The sequence below is a fragment of the Vasconcelosia minhoensis LEGE 07310 genome (genome assembly GCF_015207255.1).
Taxonomy (GTDB): Bacteria; Cyanobacteriota; Cyanobacteriia; order Phormidesmidales; family Phormidesmidaceae; genus Vasconcelosia; species Vasconcelosia minhoensis.
The window spans coordinates 55,808-72,091 of sequence record NZ_JADEXG010000014.1 but is presented as its reverse complement, the minus strand read 5'-3'; the positions used below and the strand labels follow the sequence as shown (position 1 = coordinate 72,091).

The 16,284-nt window shown below is 58.4% G+C and carries 13 protein-coding genes; 8 read left to right on the top strand and 5 right to left on the bottom strand.

Annotated elements, in window-relative coordinates; all coding sequences use genetic code 11:
- Positions 1-164 precede the first annotated feature (164 nt).
- Together asnB and IQ241_RS08150 are read right to left on the bottom strand one after the other, a co-directional pair.
- The gene (gene asnB / locus IQ241_RS08155; protein ID WP_193905927.1) at positions 165-1,667 is read right to left on the bottom strand and encodes an asparagine synthase B; all 1,503 of its coding nucleotides are present in this window, start codon (positions 1,665-1,667) and stop codon (positions 165-167) included.
- 78 nt (positions 1,668-1,745) lie between these two features.
- Entirely contained in the window at positions 1,746-2,183 is a 438-nt protein-coding gene (locus tag IQ241_RS08150) for a YbaY family lipoprotein (RefSeq protein WP_193905926.1), read from the bottom strand.
- A gap of 182 nt (positions 2,184-2,365) precedes the next feature.
- Between IQ241_RS08150 and IQ241_RS08145 the strand changes: the two genes are divergently transcribed.
- Entirely contained in the window at positions 2,366-4,255 is a 1,890-nt protein-coding gene (locus IQ241_RS08145; protein WP_193905925.1) for an amidase, read from the top strand.
- A gap of 34 nt (positions 4,256-4,289) precedes the next feature.
- Here the strand turns inward: IQ241_RS08145 and IQ241_RS08140 are convergent, their stop codons facing one another.
- From IQ241_RS08140 to IQ241_RS08130, 3 genes are all read right to left on the bottom strand, one after another.
- On the bottom strand, positions 4,290-4,799 hold the full coding sequence (locus IQ241_RS08140) for a MogA/MoaB family molybdenum cofactor biosynthesis protein (RefSeq protein WP_322743601.1): 510 nt from the start codon (positions 4,797-4,799) through the stop codon (positions 4,290-4,292).
- A gap of 34 nt (positions 4,800-4,833) precedes the next feature.
- Complete coding sequence (psb28, locus tag IQ241_RS08135) at positions 4,834-5,184, bottom strand: photosystem II reaction center protein Psb28 (protein ID WP_193905924.1); 351 nt, start codon at positions 5,182-5,184, stop codon at positions 4,834-4,836.
- A gap of 65 nt (positions 5,185-5,249) precedes the next feature.
- On the bottom strand, positions 5,250-7,496 hold the full coding sequence (locus IQ241_RS08130) for an S-layer homology domain-containing protein (protein WP_193905923.1): 2,247 nt from the start codon (positions 7,494-7,496) through the stop codon (positions 5,250-5,252).
- 83 nt (positions 7,497-7,579) lie between these two features.
- Between IQ241_RS08130 and zds the strand changes: the two genes are divergently transcribed.
- The 7 genes from zds (at position 7,580) to IQ241_RS08095 (ending at position 16,172) form a co-directional block, all read left to right on the top strand.
- On the top strand, positions 7,580-9,043 hold the full coding sequence (zds, locus tag IQ241_RS08125) for a 9,9'-di-cis-zeta-carotene desaturase (RefSeq protein WP_193905922.1): 1,464 nt from the start codon (positions 7,580-7,582) through the stop codon (positions 9,041-9,043).
- Between the two features lie 48 nt (positions 9,044-9,091).
- Positions 9,092-9,562: an SRPBCC family protein gene (locus IQ241_RS08120; protein WP_193905921.1), complete on the top strand. Its 471-nt coding sequence runs from the start codon at positions 9,092-9,094 to the stop codon at positions 9,560-9,562.
- 17 nt (positions 9,563-9,579) lie between these two features.
- Complete coding sequence (locus IQ241_RS08115; RefSeq protein WP_193905920.1) at positions 9,580-11,904, top strand: hypothetical protein; 2,325 nt, start codon at positions 9,580-9,582, stop codon at positions 11,902-11,904.
- Between the two features lie 146 nt (positions 11,905-12,050).
- Positions 12,051-13,388, top strand: coding sequence for a J domain-containing protein (locus IQ241_RS08110; RefSeq protein ID WP_193905919.1), 1,338 nt, complete (start codon positions 12,051-12,053; stop codon positions 13,386-13,388).
- A gap of 161 nt (positions 13,389-13,549) precedes the next feature.
- A complete protein-coding gene (locus IQ241_RS08105) occupies positions 13,550-14,953 on the top strand; it encodes a 1-acyl-sn-glycerol-3-phosphate acyltransferase (protein ID WP_193905918.1) in 1,404 nt (467 codons plus the stop codon).
- 30 nt (positions 14,954-14,983) lie between these two features.
- A complete protein-coding gene (locus IQ241_RS08100) occupies positions 14,984-15,196 on the top strand; it encodes an Hfq-related RNA-binding protein (RefSeq protein WP_193905917.1) in 213 nt (70 codons plus the stop codon).
- 52 nt (positions 15,197-15,248) lie between these two features.
- Positions 15,249-16,172, top strand: a complete 924-nt coding sequence (locus IQ241_RS08095; protein ID WP_193905916.1) for a M23 family metallopeptidase — start codon at positions 15,249-15,251, stop codon at positions 16,170-16,172.
- The last annotated feature ends 112 nt before the right edge of the window (positions 16,173-16,284 follow it).

The window sequence follows — 16,284 nt, the reverse complement described above, 5'->3', positions numbered from 1 at the left end:
CGTGTTTGTATCTTCTCATCAATCGCTGGGGATGTCTGGGCTGAATCCCTAGTCCCAGCCTTTGCCTGAGCTGAAACCTTTGCCTAAACCGGTCACTCGGCCCAGCGAATCTAAACCGGGCGCTCGGCCCAGCGAATCTAAACCGGGCGCTCGGCCCAGCGAATCTAAACCGGGCGCTCGGCCCAGCGAGCGACATTGGCTAAAACCGGTTCTGGCCGGTCGTAGGCTTCCATCAGCAGGCGATGGTAGTGACATTCTTCGGCGGAACGAAGGCGATCGCGCCTATGCTTCTGCTGATACTCAGTCGCCTCAGACTCAGACATCACCTGGCTGAGCATGTCCCCCAGTAAATCGACGGTGCCGCTGCCCTCGTCAAACTGCTCCTTCGTCCGCCAGACAATCTCCTCCGGCAGCAGGTCGGTAAACGCCTGGCGCAAAATCCATTTTTCGACGATGGGCTCGCCCCGCAGCTTCAGGCTGGCAGGAATCCGCTGACCCAGCTCGATCATGGCCAGGTCTAGAAACGGCACCCGACCCTCAATGGAATGGGCCATCGTCATTCGATCCACCCGCTGCAGGTTGATATTGTGCAGCGTCATCACCGACCGCCGCAGCTCGCGATGTAGGGTATCGTCGTCCGGCACACTTTTATAGTAGGTGTAGCCTGCAAACAGCTCGTCTGCGCCTTCTCCCGTGAGGATAACCTTGACATGCTCCGCCGCCAGCCGCGAGGTGAAGTAGCAGGGAATGGCGCTGCGCACTAGATCCTGGTCAAAAGATTCCAGGTAATACAGAATTTCTGGGAGCAGAGCGGTTACTTCGTCGGGCGTAATCACATACTCATGGTGAATCGTACCGACATGCTCTGCCACCAGCCGGGCCGCTTTTAGATCACGACTGCCCTCAGTGCCGATAGAAAAGGTGTGGAGCTCGTCCAGATGCTGCTTGGCAATCGCGGTAATCAGGCTGCTATCGAGCCCACCCGAGAGAAAGCAGCCCACCGGTACATCGCTCATCAGCCGCTTTTTCACCGCCATTTCCAGCGTTTTTCGCACGGCCTGAATCAGGCTCTCGGGGTCGGCGTCCTGGTCAGGGGGAATATCAGGGACGCTATAGAACGTAGAAAAGCCGCTGTCTGAGTCGAAGTAGGTGCCGGGGGGAAATTCCTGGACGCGATCGCAGCGCTGCGCGATCGCCTTGAGTTCCGACGCAAAGATAAACCGGCCGTCTTCCTCGGCATAGTAAAGCGGCTTGATTCCAATTGGGTCGCGGGCGACTAGGAGCCGAGTCTGGTCGGCGATGGCAAAGGCATACATGCCATCAAGCTGCTCCACCGAGGCCGTGCCCTGGTCTTCATAAAGCCTTAGAATCGCTTCGGTATCACTGCGAGTGGTAAACGAATAGCGCTGAGCCAGATCGGGCTGGAGCTGCGGAAAGTTGTAGATTTCCCCGTTACCCACAATCGCCTGATTGCGACTGTCACCATAAATCGGCTGATCCCCGCCTTTGGGGTCCATAATGCTCAGTCGCCGATGGCCCAGGACGCCTAAATCGTTTGCCGATATAAACAGCCCATCGGCGTCGGGACCTCGATGCACCAGCGTCTCCATCATGGTTTTGACGCTCTGCGAGTCAGAGCTGCCCCAGACGCCGGTAATGCCGCACATAAACAATCCTGATGAGTAGATGTACTTACTATAACGGAACAGAGTCAATTGATCCAGAGCCTTTGGATGGGGATCGGCTTAGTCTACTAGCTCAGCCCGAATCTCAGCGCGGTTTGGATGGCCCTGGGTAATGACTGGATAAGCGGAGCGGCTGCGGTAGATCACCTGTCCGTCTAGGGTGATTTGGGCCTGAAGGGCGTAGAGATGGCGCGGATTAATTTGACCAGACCGGTAGATGAGCTCAAAGATAATAGGGTTTGAGGCCGGTTGAGTGATTGTCTGGCGGGCTAGGATACTAGCCGAGCTGTCCTGAAGTGGGGAAACGTCTGCGAGGGTGATATAGGCGATCGCGCCTTCCGGCAAATCTCGCTCGCCCGAATAGGTCAACGTTCCAACAACGGTTGCCATTGCGGTCTCCGTTTCGACTGGCGACTCAGCTTGGGACTGGAGGGTTGAATAGCTGAATAAGGTCAGGCTGCCGAGCGCGATCGCAATCAGAATGAAAGAAATTCGCATCTGTCTTCTCAGGCAACTCTGAGTCCAGCATAAATCCCCTCAAGCTTCACGATTCCACAGCGTATATAAATTTTGGATGAGGTTAGCTCCGTAAAATCCCGTAGAGTCTGCTGCGTTACAAAAGCAGGCGGTTCGAATTCTTAGCATTCGCCTCAGTCAGCAATTTTACTGAGGTAATACCGATGGGCCATTTTGCTCAGCGCGCTTTTCTGCTAATGGTTCCATCTTTGGGAATAGGGCTCTGGCCTATCTTGGTTGAGGCAGCCACCTTTTCTCTAGAAGACGCCTCGATTGCCGATGTGCAAGCGGCCTTTAAGGCAGATGCCCTAACCAGCGTCGAACTGACCCAGCTCTATCTCAATCGGATCGCGACCTACGACCAGGCCGGGCCAAACATCAACGCCGTTCCGGTGATCAATCCCAAAGCGCTCGATCAGGCTGCTCGGCTCGATAAACTCTGGCAGCAAGGCAAAAAGGTGGGGCCACTGCACGGTATTCCCGTCATTATCAAAGATTCCTACGACGTCAAAGACCTGCAAACGACCAATGGCGTTGAGGAACTCAAAACCTTTACGGCCAATGACGACTCCTTTGCGGCTGAGCGACTGAAGAAAGCCGGAGCCATCGTCTTGGGCAAGGCCAACATGAGTACCTGGGCCTTTTCCTACGACGGCATCAGCGAAGCCTACGGGCCGGTGATCAACCCCTACGCGCCTGACCGCACGCCGGGCGGGTCGAGCAGCGGCACCGGGGCCGGTGTAGCGGCAAGCTTTGCCATGCTGGGAATGGGCGGTGAGACCGGTGGCTCTATCCGAGTCCCGAGCACCCACAATGCCTTGGTAGGGCTGAAGCCCAGCGCCGGGCTGATCTCGGTCGATGGCACCTGGCCCCTAGTGACAGAACGGGATGTCGTCGGCCCCATGGCCAAGTCCGTGGCCGATGTGGCGACGGCGATGGATGCCCTGGTGGCCCCAGACCCAGCCAATATTTGGAATCCCTACATTCCCGATATTGAGGCGGTTAAGCCCGATTCCTATCAAAATTTTCTCAGCGATACATCTCTGGAAGGCAAGGTGCTAGGGCTGCCGCGACCCTACATCGGCAAAGGCGACCCGGCCAAGGGCGAAAGCTTTCCGCTCGACCCGCAGGTGGCTGCCGCTTTTGAAACCGCGAAGCAAACCCTGAAGGCTCAGGGGGCGACGCTACGCGAGGTCGATATCCCCGCCCACGAGACCTGGTTTATTGATTTCTTAGTGAATGAGAATCCGCCTTTTGGTTATCCCACTGATAGCGATCGCAGTCTCCAAAGCCGCGCCTACTACTACGAGCAGCTGGTCAAAGGCTACGACGACGACAAGATCAAGTCCTTCGTAGACCTGCTAGATATTTACAGCGAAGATTATCGATACTACGGCTATGTCAAAGCGATCGCCGATACGATTGCCGCCGGTGAAGATAAGCCCTGGGAAGAGCTGCCAGACGTGGAGCAGGCCCTAGACGCAATCGATGCTCTGCGCACCCTACAGTACGAAGACTTCATGGAATCCAGCGGTATTGATGCCTTTGTCTTTCCCACGCTGAACTATCTGGCACCGCCCCAGGGCGAAGGCGCGTCTGAAGTCTATGCCACCTACGGCAGTCTGCCCGCTCGCTTTGAGGCGAATATTCTCGGCGTCCCGGGTATTACCGTGCCGATGGGCTATTCGGAAGAAGGAATTCCCATGTCGCTGGAGTTTATGGGCAACTACTTCGGCGAATCGGAGATTATCGGCTATGCCTATGACTACGAGCAGGCCACGATGTTCAGACGCTCGCCTGACCTAGTGCCGCCTCTGATGGGAGAAACCTTTGACTATGAGCCGGTGCCGGAACCGGGAATGATTCCAGGGGTTGCTCTGGTAGGACTGGGGCTACTGGGGTATGGCTGGCAGCGGCGCGGCTCGACGAGGGCCAAACGTAGACAGGACAAACGTTCTAGAAACTATGTATACGCAATAGCCTGTTCTAAAAGCAAGACTTGGGATGGAGACACCAAAGCGTCTTCTCGCACAGTGGGCCAAGCAGCAAGATGACTGACCCTTTGGATGTCATGTCGTTATGGAAGGCCTAATCCGGCTTAAGTAGGCCAGCCAGGTGAGAGAGCTCTGGCAAGATCAGCGCATCCACTGCCAGCTCGACGGCTTTGCTAGAGCCCGGTAGGGAAAAAATTAGCGTATTGCGGTAGGTCCCCGCGATCGCGCGTGACGCGATCGCCCGTGAGCCAATTTGCTGATAGCTGAGGGAACGAAAGATTTCGCCAAACCCAGGAAGCTCTTTTTCCAGCAGAGGCGCGATCGCGTCATAGGTCGTATCCCGACGGGCAATACCAGTCCCACCGCTGAGAATGATGGCTCCCAAATCAGGCTGGGATACCAGTGATTCCAGCAGGGACTGAATCTGCTCGGGTTCATCTGGCACAATCTGGTAGTCCCCCAGCCGATGCCCCGCCGCCGCCAGCCGAGACTGAATCAGCTGCCCACTACGGTCAGTCTCAGCTGTGCGGCTATCGCTCACGGTAATCACCGCACAGCTCACCGCCCCAGCCGCATCAGCATGGGGCCGCAACCCACTACCCACTACCCTTTACTCTCTACTCTTCACTCTTTACTCTCTACCCCTCCCCCTCCTGCTCTTCACTCTTTGTAAAGCCCAGCCCATTCTGCTCAGCATACCGCTCCATAAAGCGCATGAAGCGATCCCACTCTTCCTGGTTACGCATGACGTAGACCGCCTCGATGCCGGTCGGTTCGCCATTGACAAACTTGCCGTTGACGTCGCGGCTGACCAACTCGCCCTCTTCGTCTACCAGATACATGCCGGTGATCTCCATACCTTCTTCAAAGGCTTTGGGATGGTCGAAGTAAAAGGTCGCAGTGCCGTCGGTACCGTCTTTAGCGCGGGTCAGCCGCACGTCGGGGATCACTTCTTCGGCAACGCCCTGGGCGAATTGAATTTCAGCCATGATACTTACACTAACTAAGGTTAAATATCTATCTTTCCATTTTATTGAACCAAGCGCGAATCGATTTAGCTGGGTTCCGGCTCGGCTAGCGCCCGACTGACGCGGTAGGGCGACGCGATCGCGGGCATCCGGTTAATCAATGTCAGCGCCTGATAGACCATTGCCGCTGTCTCACCTCGGGCGGCCACCCGGCTGGGGTCGAGTTCCCGGACTTCGGGATAGTTAAAGACAATCCCAAGCTGGGTGGCAATTGATAGGGCGTCGCGGGCATAGGATGGAATTTGGGCGCGATCGCGATAAACGTCGAGCACCGCCAGGTTCACCGGAGCCAGCGTCGCCAGCTTCAGCCCGCTGACCAGCGCCAGCAAGACCTGAAGTTTGACCAGAGCATGGTCAGGGGCAAAGGTGAGGTCAGGAAAGCCAGACATGAACCCGGCTTGATAGGCCCGCTGAATCGGCTCGGCAGCCCAGAAGTCAGCTGACACATCGCGGAAAGGGGACGCCGGGCGCTGCGGTTCTGGCTCAAACGTCTTAACCAGCAGCGCGGCGAACTGGGCTCGGGTAATCGGTGTCTCGGGCTGAAAGCTGCCGTCTTTGAAGCCGCTGAGCCAGTCTTTTTGCACCAAGGCCTGAACGAACGGCTCCGCCCAGTGACGCGCCAGGTCGGTAAAGCCGGGGGGACGGTCGGGCTGTACGATAAAGGGCGACGGCAGCTGGGGCAGCTGCTCCAGGGCCGCCAGAGTCTGATAGATCAGGGCCGCCGTCTCAGCTCGGGTAATCGGCTGCATCGGCCTAAGCTGGGCCGGGTCGGGATAGGTGACCACCAGTCGGCGCTGGGTGGCCGCCGCGATCGCGCCGACCGCATAGCTGGGAATTTGAGCGCGATCGCGGTAGACCAGCAGCTGGTCTGAGCGGCCTTCCCCCAGGTCGAGCCCCTGCACCAGCGCTACGACCGCCTGCACCCGTGTCATGGGCGCATTGGGCCGAAAGGTGCCATCGGGAAAGCCTGACATAAAGCCCTGGCTGCGCATCCGCTCGATTGCCGCCTTGGCCCAAAAGCTAGGGGGCACGTCGGCAAACGGCGCGGCAGAACTGCGTCTGTTCGGAGTCGCAGATTGGGGAAAGGCGGCCAGCATCAGGGCCGCATACTCAGCTCGGGTCACCGTCTGATCGGGGCGGAAGCTGCCGTCGGCAAAGCCCCGCACCAGCTGACGATCGGTCAGGACTTCGACAAAGGGCGCGGCCCAATGGCCGACCAAATCGGCAAAGCGGCTGTCCAGATTGCCAGGGTCGAGACCGGCGTCGGGTGGACCGACCGGCCTGGGGGGCGCTGGCAGCGGACTGGGGCTGACCTGTCCTAGCAGCGGCGTCGGGCTGACGTCGGCTACTTCGCTCGCCAGGTAGGCAATCCGACCGCGGGCACGGGTTGGGCTGAGCAGATTGCCGACGGTCACAATCGGCGTGGCAGCCTCGCTACGCAGATCGAGCGGGCCATTATGCTGGAATCGGTTTTCACCGGGATCCTGGCTTTGGCCCAGGTCAATCAGGGCCGAATCTTTGACCCACAATCCCAGCTCGCGGTTTTCAGACACTTGGTTCTGGCGCAGCACGGGGCTAGCCTGGCGAGAAATCACGATGCCCATGCGGTTTTGCTGGACCTGGTTGGCCCACAGCAGGGGCGCAGCGCGATCGCTCAGGGCGATGCCGTAGCCGCAACGGCGAAACCGATTCTGCCGCACTTCGCCCTTGGCATAGCGCACCAGATACAGGCCGCTGGCCAAATTCTCGACAAATTCATTCTCCAGCAGCAGGGGACGGGCGTTGCCCGCAACCATGACGCCGTTCTGGCGGCATTGGCTAAAGCGATTGCGGATAATCAGCGGCGTCCCGGCCTCTACCCAAAGTCCAGTGCCCTGATTGACTGGATTGGTGATAGTGACGCCCTTGAGCTGGGCGCGATCGCGCAGCACCACCGCCACGTTTTGAGCCCCAAAGTCCGCCGTCGCTAAACTGCCGCCGCCCTTGATCAAAACTTGACCCTGCCCCACAACGGATACACCGCTGGGAATGTCTAGAGGAAACTGCTCCCCCGTCTCAGTCTGGTAGGTGCCCGCAGCGAGCTGAATGATAACGCCGGGCTGAGCCTGTCTCAGTGCCTGCTTTAGGGCCTGCTTTAGGGCCTGCTTTAGGGCCTGGGTAATCGTCTTGAACGGAAACTGGACTGTGCCGGTTCCCTCGAGATCGCTGGCTGGGTTAACTTGTAGAACCGGATTGCCCGCCGGAATATTCGCCGGAATATTTGTTGGTACCATAGCTCCAGTTTCGCCTGAGAGTTACCCTTTCGCCCCCTTACAATAAATGAGCAGACAAATTTTGATACGGACAGCGAATTAGAATGCAAGTTGCGATTGTGGGAGCTGGACTGGCGGGGCTGGCGGCGGCGGTAGACCTGGCCGATGCCGGCCATCAGGTAGAGCTGTATGAGGCGCGGCCCTTCGTCGGCGGCAAGGTGGGCAGCTGGGTTGATAAAGACGGCAATCATATTGAAATGGGTCTGCATGTCTTTTTCTACAACTATGCCAATCTGTTCGCTTTGATGAAAAAAGTCGGGGCCTTTGACAACCTACTGCCGAAGCAGCATACCCACACCTTTATTAATCGCGGCGGCCAGACCGGGATGCTCGACTTTCGCTTTGCCCTAGGAGCGCCCTTCAACGGGCTAAAGGCATTTTTCACCACGTCTCAGCTTTCACTGCTGGACAAGCTGCAAAACTCTATCGCCCTCGGCACTAGCCCGGTGGTGCGCGGCCTGGTGGACCCTGAGGGAGCCATGCGCGACATTCGGGCGCTTGATCGACTCAGCTTTGCCGACTGGTTCCGGCGGCACGGCGGCTCCGAAGGCAGCCTGAAACGGTTGTGGAACCCGATTGCCTACGCCCTGGGCTTTATCGGCACGGAGGATATGTCGGCCCGCTGTATGCTGACCATTTTTCAGATGTTTGCCTCCAAAACCGAAGCTTCCAAGCTCAATCTGCTGGCGGGCTCACCGGCGGAATATTTAATTAAGCCCATCGTGGACTATTTGACTGAGCGCGGTGTCAAGATTCACACCCGCCGTCGCACCCGGCAGATTTTATTTGATGACGGCGATCGCGTCCGGGTCACAGGCTTGCTGATTACCGACGGCGACGCTGAGTCAGTGGTGACTGCCGATGCCTACCTGGCCGCCTGCGACGTTCCCGGAATTCAGCGGCTGCTGCCGGAGAGCTGGCGGCGCTGGCCCGAGTTTGACAATATCTACCGGCTTGACGCCGTTCCCGTGGCGACGGTACAGCTGCGGTTTGACGGCTGGGTGACTGAGCTTCAGGACGCGACAAAGCGCCAGCAGCTGGAGCAGGCAGCCGGGATTGATAACCTGCTATATACGGCAGACGCTGACTTTTCCTGCTTTGCCGACCTGGCCCTGAGCAGCCCCAAGGACTACTACCGCCCCGGTGAGGGTTCGCTCTTGCAAGTAGTGCTGACGCCGGGCGATCCGTTTATTAAACAAAGCAATGCCGACATTGCCCAGCATGTGCTGAGGCAGGTCCACGACCTCTTTCCGGCTTCTCGAGAGCTGAACATGACCTGGTATAACGTCGTCAAGCTGGCCAAGTCCCTCTATCGAGAAGCGCCGGGGATGGATCCCTATCGGCCCCACCAAAAAACGCCGGTCGAGAATTTCTTCCTGGCCGGTAGCTATACCTGGCAAGACTATATCGACAGCATGGAAGGCGCTACGATGTCAGGGCGACAGGCGGCAGCCGCGATTTTGTCAGCGGTATCGGAGCCCACGGCAGAGCCGCTGGCAGTTGCTTAGTTTAGAATGCATGTGAATCAGTCCCCGCTCCTCTAATCGTCCCGCCCTATGGCTACCTGGCTTGAACATTCCGTCCATACCGATGTCGAAGTCCCGATGGAGCTGGTCTGGAGTCTGTGGTCTGACCTAGAGCAGATGCCTAGGTGGATGAAGTGGATTGACTCGGTAAAGGTGCTGAAAGATCAGCCCGAGCTCTCGCGCTGGACGCTGAATACCACCGGTTGGGAATTTACCTGGCTGTCGCGGACGCTGAAGGTGGTGCCGCGACAGATTATCCAGTGGGAGTCAGTGGATGGGCTGCCCAATCGCGGGGCCATTCGCTTTTACGATCATAAAACCAGCAGTACGGTCAAGATGACCATTTCCTACGCGGTACCGGGCTTTCTGAGTCTGCTGATGAACAGCTCGTTTATTGACCGGGTGGTGACCTCGACTTTGCAGGCTGACCTGGAGCGATTTCGAGAATATGCGTTAGCCGCCCAGAAGCGCGAGCTAGCCAATTCTGAGACTACTGTATAGCTCCGGGGCCGGAGACCATGGGCTACGATTGGCCGCTGGCTCAGAAATATCTGCGATCGCGGCGTCTAGACGTCCTGTTTAGCCAGGTTTTAGGCTGGGCTCAGCCGCCCTCTCAGCGGTGGCGAAAGCACAGCCCCTCGATTCGCTATCGGAGTTTAGCCAGTCGTGCTGGAGCAACGGTATGGCAGGTCGAGGTTAAGGATTCGCTATCGGCGGCAGTACAGCGTCAGGTTTACGAGACCTTGGCCTCAGCCCAGTCGCTCTTAATCTTTACCCACCCAGAACACTACCGCAGTCTCTGGTACTGGCAGATCTTTGAGCAACCGCACAGCCTGCTATACGTGCCGGGTCAGCCCGCCGACCTCTGGCAGCCCCGACTGGAGCAGCTAACAACAGCCGAATCGCTGACGCTAGCCGTCGAGACTGCACCGCGCTATGCCGAATTCAAATTGCATTTGCAGGCGTTCAGTGAAGGCACTAGCGGGATGAGTAATGAGGCCGACCGACAGGGGTATGCGGCCGTTTTGCTGAAGCGGCTGATTTTTGTGCAGATTTTACAGCGGCAGGGCCTGCTCGACCGCGATCGCTGGTATTTACAGAACAAGCTGGGACAGATTCAGCAGCGAGGGACAGATCGCTTTTTTATCGACGGCTGGCAGAAGCTGCTGCGTCAGGGCTTCTCACTGCCGCCGCCGGAGCGACCGCCCGTCTTCCGGGCAGCGCTGGGCGAGGTGCCCTACCTGGGCCACCTGTTTGGCCCGCATCGGCTGGAGCGCCAGTATCCTGAAATCGCAGTCTGCGATCGCCCCTTTGAAGCGGCACTGGTCTGGCTGAGCGGCGATGGGGCAGCGCCGCTGCTGAATCCCTGGGGGTCTCCCGCTTTGGGACAGGTGCTGGCTTGGCACTGGGCCGAAAAAACTGACGGCGTTGCGACGTTGACTGAGCAGGCTGAGCTGGGGTGCGATCGCGTCCTTACCCCCTGGCTGCTGCAACAGCTCGGGCTACCCTCAACGGCTGACCTCAACGGCCAGCTGTTTGACGGCGACGCTGGGCTCTGCCGCCGCCTGATCCAGGAGATTCTGCCGCTGCTGCGGGCGCTCGACCCGGCCTGCGGGTCGGGAATGTTTCTACTGGCTCTGCATCAGCGACTGACCGAGCTTTACTGTGCCCTGATCGGCTGCATTCATGAAACCCAGGACAGCCAGCTGCTGATTTGGCTCAAGGGCCTACAGGCCGAGCATCCTGAGCTGATTCAGGCAATCCAGCGGCGGGTGCTCAGGCAGAACCTCTACGGCGTCGATCTGCGGGCCGAAGCGGTTGAAACCGCGCAGCTCCAGCTGCTGGCCCGGCTAGTCGCTACGGCCCGGTCGCCGCAGTCGGTGGAGCCGCTGCCGAGTCTGGATTTCAATATTCTGATAGGGAATAGCTTGGTGGGGCTGATCCGAGTTGATCCGGCTGGGTTTGACCGGATTGTCGGTTCCGGGACTGCGCTTCAGGGCAATCTGCTCCAGCCGCTAGCCGCTGACAGCTATCGCGCTATCCTGGCCGAAAAAAACATTAGCCTAGAGCATTACCAGGGTCAGACCCGGCTGCTGGTGGAGCTGCATGAGATTCCCCAATATGCCCAGCTGGAATTTTTGCGGGACCATATCAGCCGCCTCGACCGCACCGCCCAGGATAAGCTCAATCAGCTATTGCTCAACCAGTTCAGCCAAACGTTGGGAATCCAATATCGAGAGACTCAGCTCACCGACCGGCCCCAGCGCCGCCTGCTAACCCAGGAAGATCTGGAGATCTTCTATCCCCTCCACTGGGGCTACCATTTCCACCAAATTCTAGAGCAGCATGGCGGCTTTGACATTATCCTCTCAGCTCTGCCTAACGATCGGGTGAAGCCGACCACAGAGGAGTTTTTTCAGCATTTTCGCGATCTGGGCCAGGATAAGGGACTGAGCCCAGAGTCCTTTAAAACGTCCAAACAGGCTTTGCTTCGGGCTGATCCAGAGCTGAGTCAGGCCTGGCTGTTTTACCAGAGTCAGTTCTCGTTTATTACGGACTACTTTTATCGGGCTGAGCAATACGCGCACCAAAGCCCCGAGGTCAACGGTCGCCGGGTACGCAATCAGCTCAGGCTGGACTGGCTGCTGGTGGAGCAGACGTTTAATCTGCTGCGACCCGGCGGGCGGAGCGGGTTATGGGGAGCAGACGCGCTTCAGGCCCATGAGAAAGCGGAGACGCTGCGATCTCATTTAGCAGCGCATACACAGGATTTGCAATACCTGATTTGGGGTCCTAGCAAAGACCCGCTAGCCCTGTGCTTGCTCAGCTTCAGCAAAATCTAAGCAATTCTCTCTAAGCAGTAGAAGTTAAACCCGTTAAAATGTGGGAATCTGCCAAATGTGGATGAGGCCCAAACGGAACCCAGGCATAGGGGCGAGGGTCTAAATCCAGTTTCTAGGTCTCCGACTTACCCTCGCAGCTGCTCCCAATGCCAGACTCTCGGCCAGATTCTCGGGACGACTACTATCGTCTGCTCCAGGTTTCTAGAAGCGCCAGCCGCACTGATATCAAGGCTGCGTTCCGGCGGTTAGCCCGGCGCTACCATCCCGACCTCAATCCCAACAATCCCAAGGCAGAGGATAAATTTCGGGCACTGCGCGAAGCCTATGAGGTGCTGACCGATAAGGTGCGACGCCAGCGCTACGACCAAACCCAAAACCCAGACGACATTCGCAACCCTACGGCAACGCCCGAAACGTCCCACGATTTTTACATCCGTGGCGTCTACCATGCCCTTTCGCGCAGCTATCAGGCCGCACTAGCCGACTATACCCAAGCCATCCGGCTCGATCCGCGGTTTACCGAAGCCTACATGCGGCGGGGCCAGGTACGCTACGTGCTAGGGGACGATTCGGGCGTATTGGAAGACTGTCAGAGCGCGATCGCGCTTGACCCCGACCAGTCCCAAGCCTACTACTATCAAGGGCTGGCCCGCTATCGGCTGGGCTATACCCAAAGCGCGATCGCGGCCTTTACTGAAGCCATCCGCCGTGAGTCTGATAATACCAAAGCCTACTATCAGCGCGGCCTGGCCCATCAGGATATCCAGGAAACTCCTCAGGCCATAGCTGACTTTCAAACTGCGGCCTTCCAGTATCGAGACCAAGGAGATATGGCTAGCTATCAGCGGCTCCAGGATCATATTTATCAAACCATGCCGACCTACCGGCGGCGGATAGCCACAACCAAAGCGCTGGGCTGGGTCCAAGTTGGCCCGTTTGTGAGTTTGCTATTCACCTTGCTGAGTAACCCGACTGGGGAGATACTGTCGGCCTATGCTCGGCTCGATCGGCAGCAGGCGGTGATGACGGGTAACAGCCTGGCGGTTGTCGCAGATATTGGCTTTACGGTGGGCCTTTACAAGCTCACGCAGAGTGCAACTTGGCAAGCGGCAGTGGCCCTTTGGATCAGCGGCGGGGCTGCGTTTTTGGCCCTGGCAGCGGGCCTAGCGATCGCGCGGGGCTGGCAGCGGCGGCGCAGTGGCTGGTCAGGCGATGTATTTCTGGCCGGAGCGATGGTTCTGCCGATGGGTATTTTAGCCCTGATTAGCCCCTATCTGCGAGAGTTTGGTACCGGGCCGGAGCTAATTGCGACGTTATTTGCCGGTTCCCACACGCTACTGATTGGATATAGCGGCTCGACGCAGATTCAAGCCTTTTCTGAAAAAGCGGCGGCCTGGCTCATGCCTGGCCTATGTATCCTCAGCGCGGCGGCAGGCTGGGGCGTTTGGCAGCTGCTGGCTGTGCTTATGTTCGGAGCAAGCTAGGCGTTCAGCAATCGATTGCCGCTGTCTTCACCCAACCGGGATAGCCTGCCGCTAGAGTGAGCCCGAAAAGGAGTGCGAATGCTGCAAAATGGACAATACCCATCGAGCAGTCTGCTTTGTCTGGCGACTGTGTCCCTACCGTATTGATCAGGAGTTTCGTCTTGCCGCAGTTTGTCCAGCAGGTGCAGCCGCCGCTCGAGTACATCCCCTCAGCCTACAGTCCGCTGCTGATCCGGCTAGCCCACGCGGCGCTGCCGCTGCTGCTGCGATTTCGGACTCGGCCCTGGCTGACTGCAGGCATCACCCAGATTCAGGTAGACCAGGCCAAAACCCTGGTGCCACTACTTCAACAGTTTCAGGCGGGTCAAATGCGGCTGCTGCTGGCCTTTCGCCATGTCGAGGTTGAAGATCCGCTTTTGGGGCTGTATTTGCTGTCGCGGGCAGTCCCACGAGCGGCCCGCCAGCAGGGCATCCGTTTACAGAGGCCGCTACATACGCATTTTCTCTACGAGCGCGGTATGCCGCTGTGGGCAGGGGACTGGATGGGCTGGTTTCTCTCTCACATTGGCGGTACTCCAGTCCGGCGCGGACGGCGTCCTGACTGGAAAGGGCTGAAGGAAGCTCGGCAGCTGCTGGTTAACGGCGAGCTACCAATGACCGTCGCGCCTGAGGGGGCGACAAACGGTCATAGTGAACGGCTCGGCCCGTTTGAGCCAGGGGTGGCCCAGATGGGCTTTTGGGCAGTAGAAGACCTGGCGGCGGCAGCAAGGCCAGAAGCCGTTGTGATTTTGCCTATCGGGATTCGCTATAGCTACGTGAAACCCAACTGGCGGCGGCTAGACCAGCTCATGACCCGGCTAGAAGCCGATAGCGGCCTATCACCCCAGCCGATTCAGCCGGGAGATGTCCTTCCAGAAAAAGTATTTAGCCCCAGGCTGATGCGTTTAGGAGAGCATCTACTCGGTCGGATGGAGCAGTTTTATGGCCGCTACAGCGCGACTAAACCCGCTACAACCGCCGAATTGGATTTCACCGAGCGGCTCCAGCTGCTGTTAGACAACGCTTTGCAAACTGCTGAGAGCTATTTTCACCTGCCCCCCACCGGCACAATTGTAGACCGCTGTCGGCGGCTAGAAGAGGCGGGCTGGACGGACATTTACCGAGAAGACTTGCCCAACCTGGAGCAGCTTTCCCCCCTCGATCGCGGTTTGGCCGACTGGGTTGCCCAGGAGGCCAGCCTGCGGCTGCTGCATATGCGCCTGGTCGAATGCTTCGTCGCCGTCGATGGCACCTATATTCCAGCTAAACCGACCTTTGAGCGCTTTGCCGAAACCACGCTGCTGATTTCAGATATGCTGGCTCGCATCCGGGGCGACAAGCTGCCCCGCCGCCCCCGGCTGGGCAACCGCCGGGCGCAGATCACCGTAGGCGAGCCCATCTCCGTCACCGAACGCTGGCCTGCCTACCGGACAAATCGCCGCAGCGCGCGTGCTGCCGTTCAGACCCTGACCCAGGACCTGCAAACCGCCTTAGAACAGATGATTGACCCAGCCTCAGGTGGGTAACTTAAAGGGGCAAACCTCACTTAAAAAATCATGTCTACCGAGTTCGATACGGGCTTACCCAGCGCCCGTCAGGTGCAGATGATGATCCGCGATCGCCAGTCGGTTGAAATTAAGCTGATGACCGGCGATACGCTGACCGGGCAGGTGCAGTGGCAGGACCACAACGCTGTCTGCCTCAACGGCAGCGGCCAGAATACGATTCTGATGCGGGGCGCGATCGCGTATATCAAAACGGCTGGTTAAGTTCGCAGTGGCTCTGTAAAATATCGCTAGTGATTCAGCGATATTTCCTGCTATGGTCCACCCCGCGTTTTTTGCAGTGCTGCCTGTTCGCCTCTCCCTTTGGGTCTGGCGACGCGCTTCGGCTCGCCGGCTTTTGCTCGCCGGACTGGCTGCTAGTATGGCTATTTTAAGCTTTCTGGGGCGACCCGCCCAGGCGGCATACTCGGTTCAGGTTGTGCCCAGCAGCCCAGCGCTAGGAGACACCATCGCGGTCATCGTGCAGGGCTCGGGTCAGCCACCGACGGTGAGCGCTCGCGGGCAGGACTATCCCGCCTATGACTTAGAAGAAAACCGCTTTCGCGCCCTGATTCCCACCAGTCCCCTAGACCAGCCGGGGCGGATAGACATTCGGGTGAACGGCGATCGCGGCACTAATAATATCGCCGTCGGCTTGCGAAACCGCAGCTTCCCAACCCAGTCCATCACCCTTTCCCCGGGGCGTGCCGGTCTGGAAGGTACGGACTATGAATTTGACCGGATGGATGCCCTCAAGGCCCTGACGACGCCCGAAAAATATTGGGACGGCCCGATGGAACGGCCCAGTCGGGGTGCGGTCAGCTCGCTCTACGGCCTGCGTCGCTACTACAACGGCGTCTTTGCCGAAGACTACTACCATCGAGGCGTAGACTATGCCGAAGGCAACGGCGCGCCGATCTACGCCCCAGCGGCTGGCCGCATTGCCCTGGTCGGACGGGTCGCCGACGGCTTTCAGCTCAACGGCAACACGATTGGCATTGACCATGGCCAGGGCGTTACCAGCGTGATGATTCACCTCTCTGGCTTTGAGGTTAATGAGGGCGACTTTGTTGAGGCCGGGCAGCTGATTGGCCGGATGGGGGCAACTGGCTTTGCCACCGGTCCCAACCTGCACTGGGGGCTCTATGTCAACGGCGTCGCGGTCGATCCGGTGCCCTGGCGCTACGATGGCGTCGAGTAGCGGTGTTAGATAGCCTCCGAAGAAGACCCAAAAATTACGGAACTTGATGAAGTCTGTTTAATTCATGTGCTAGCGCTGCAAAGTCGGGGAACCTTAATAAAACGTTGGGAAG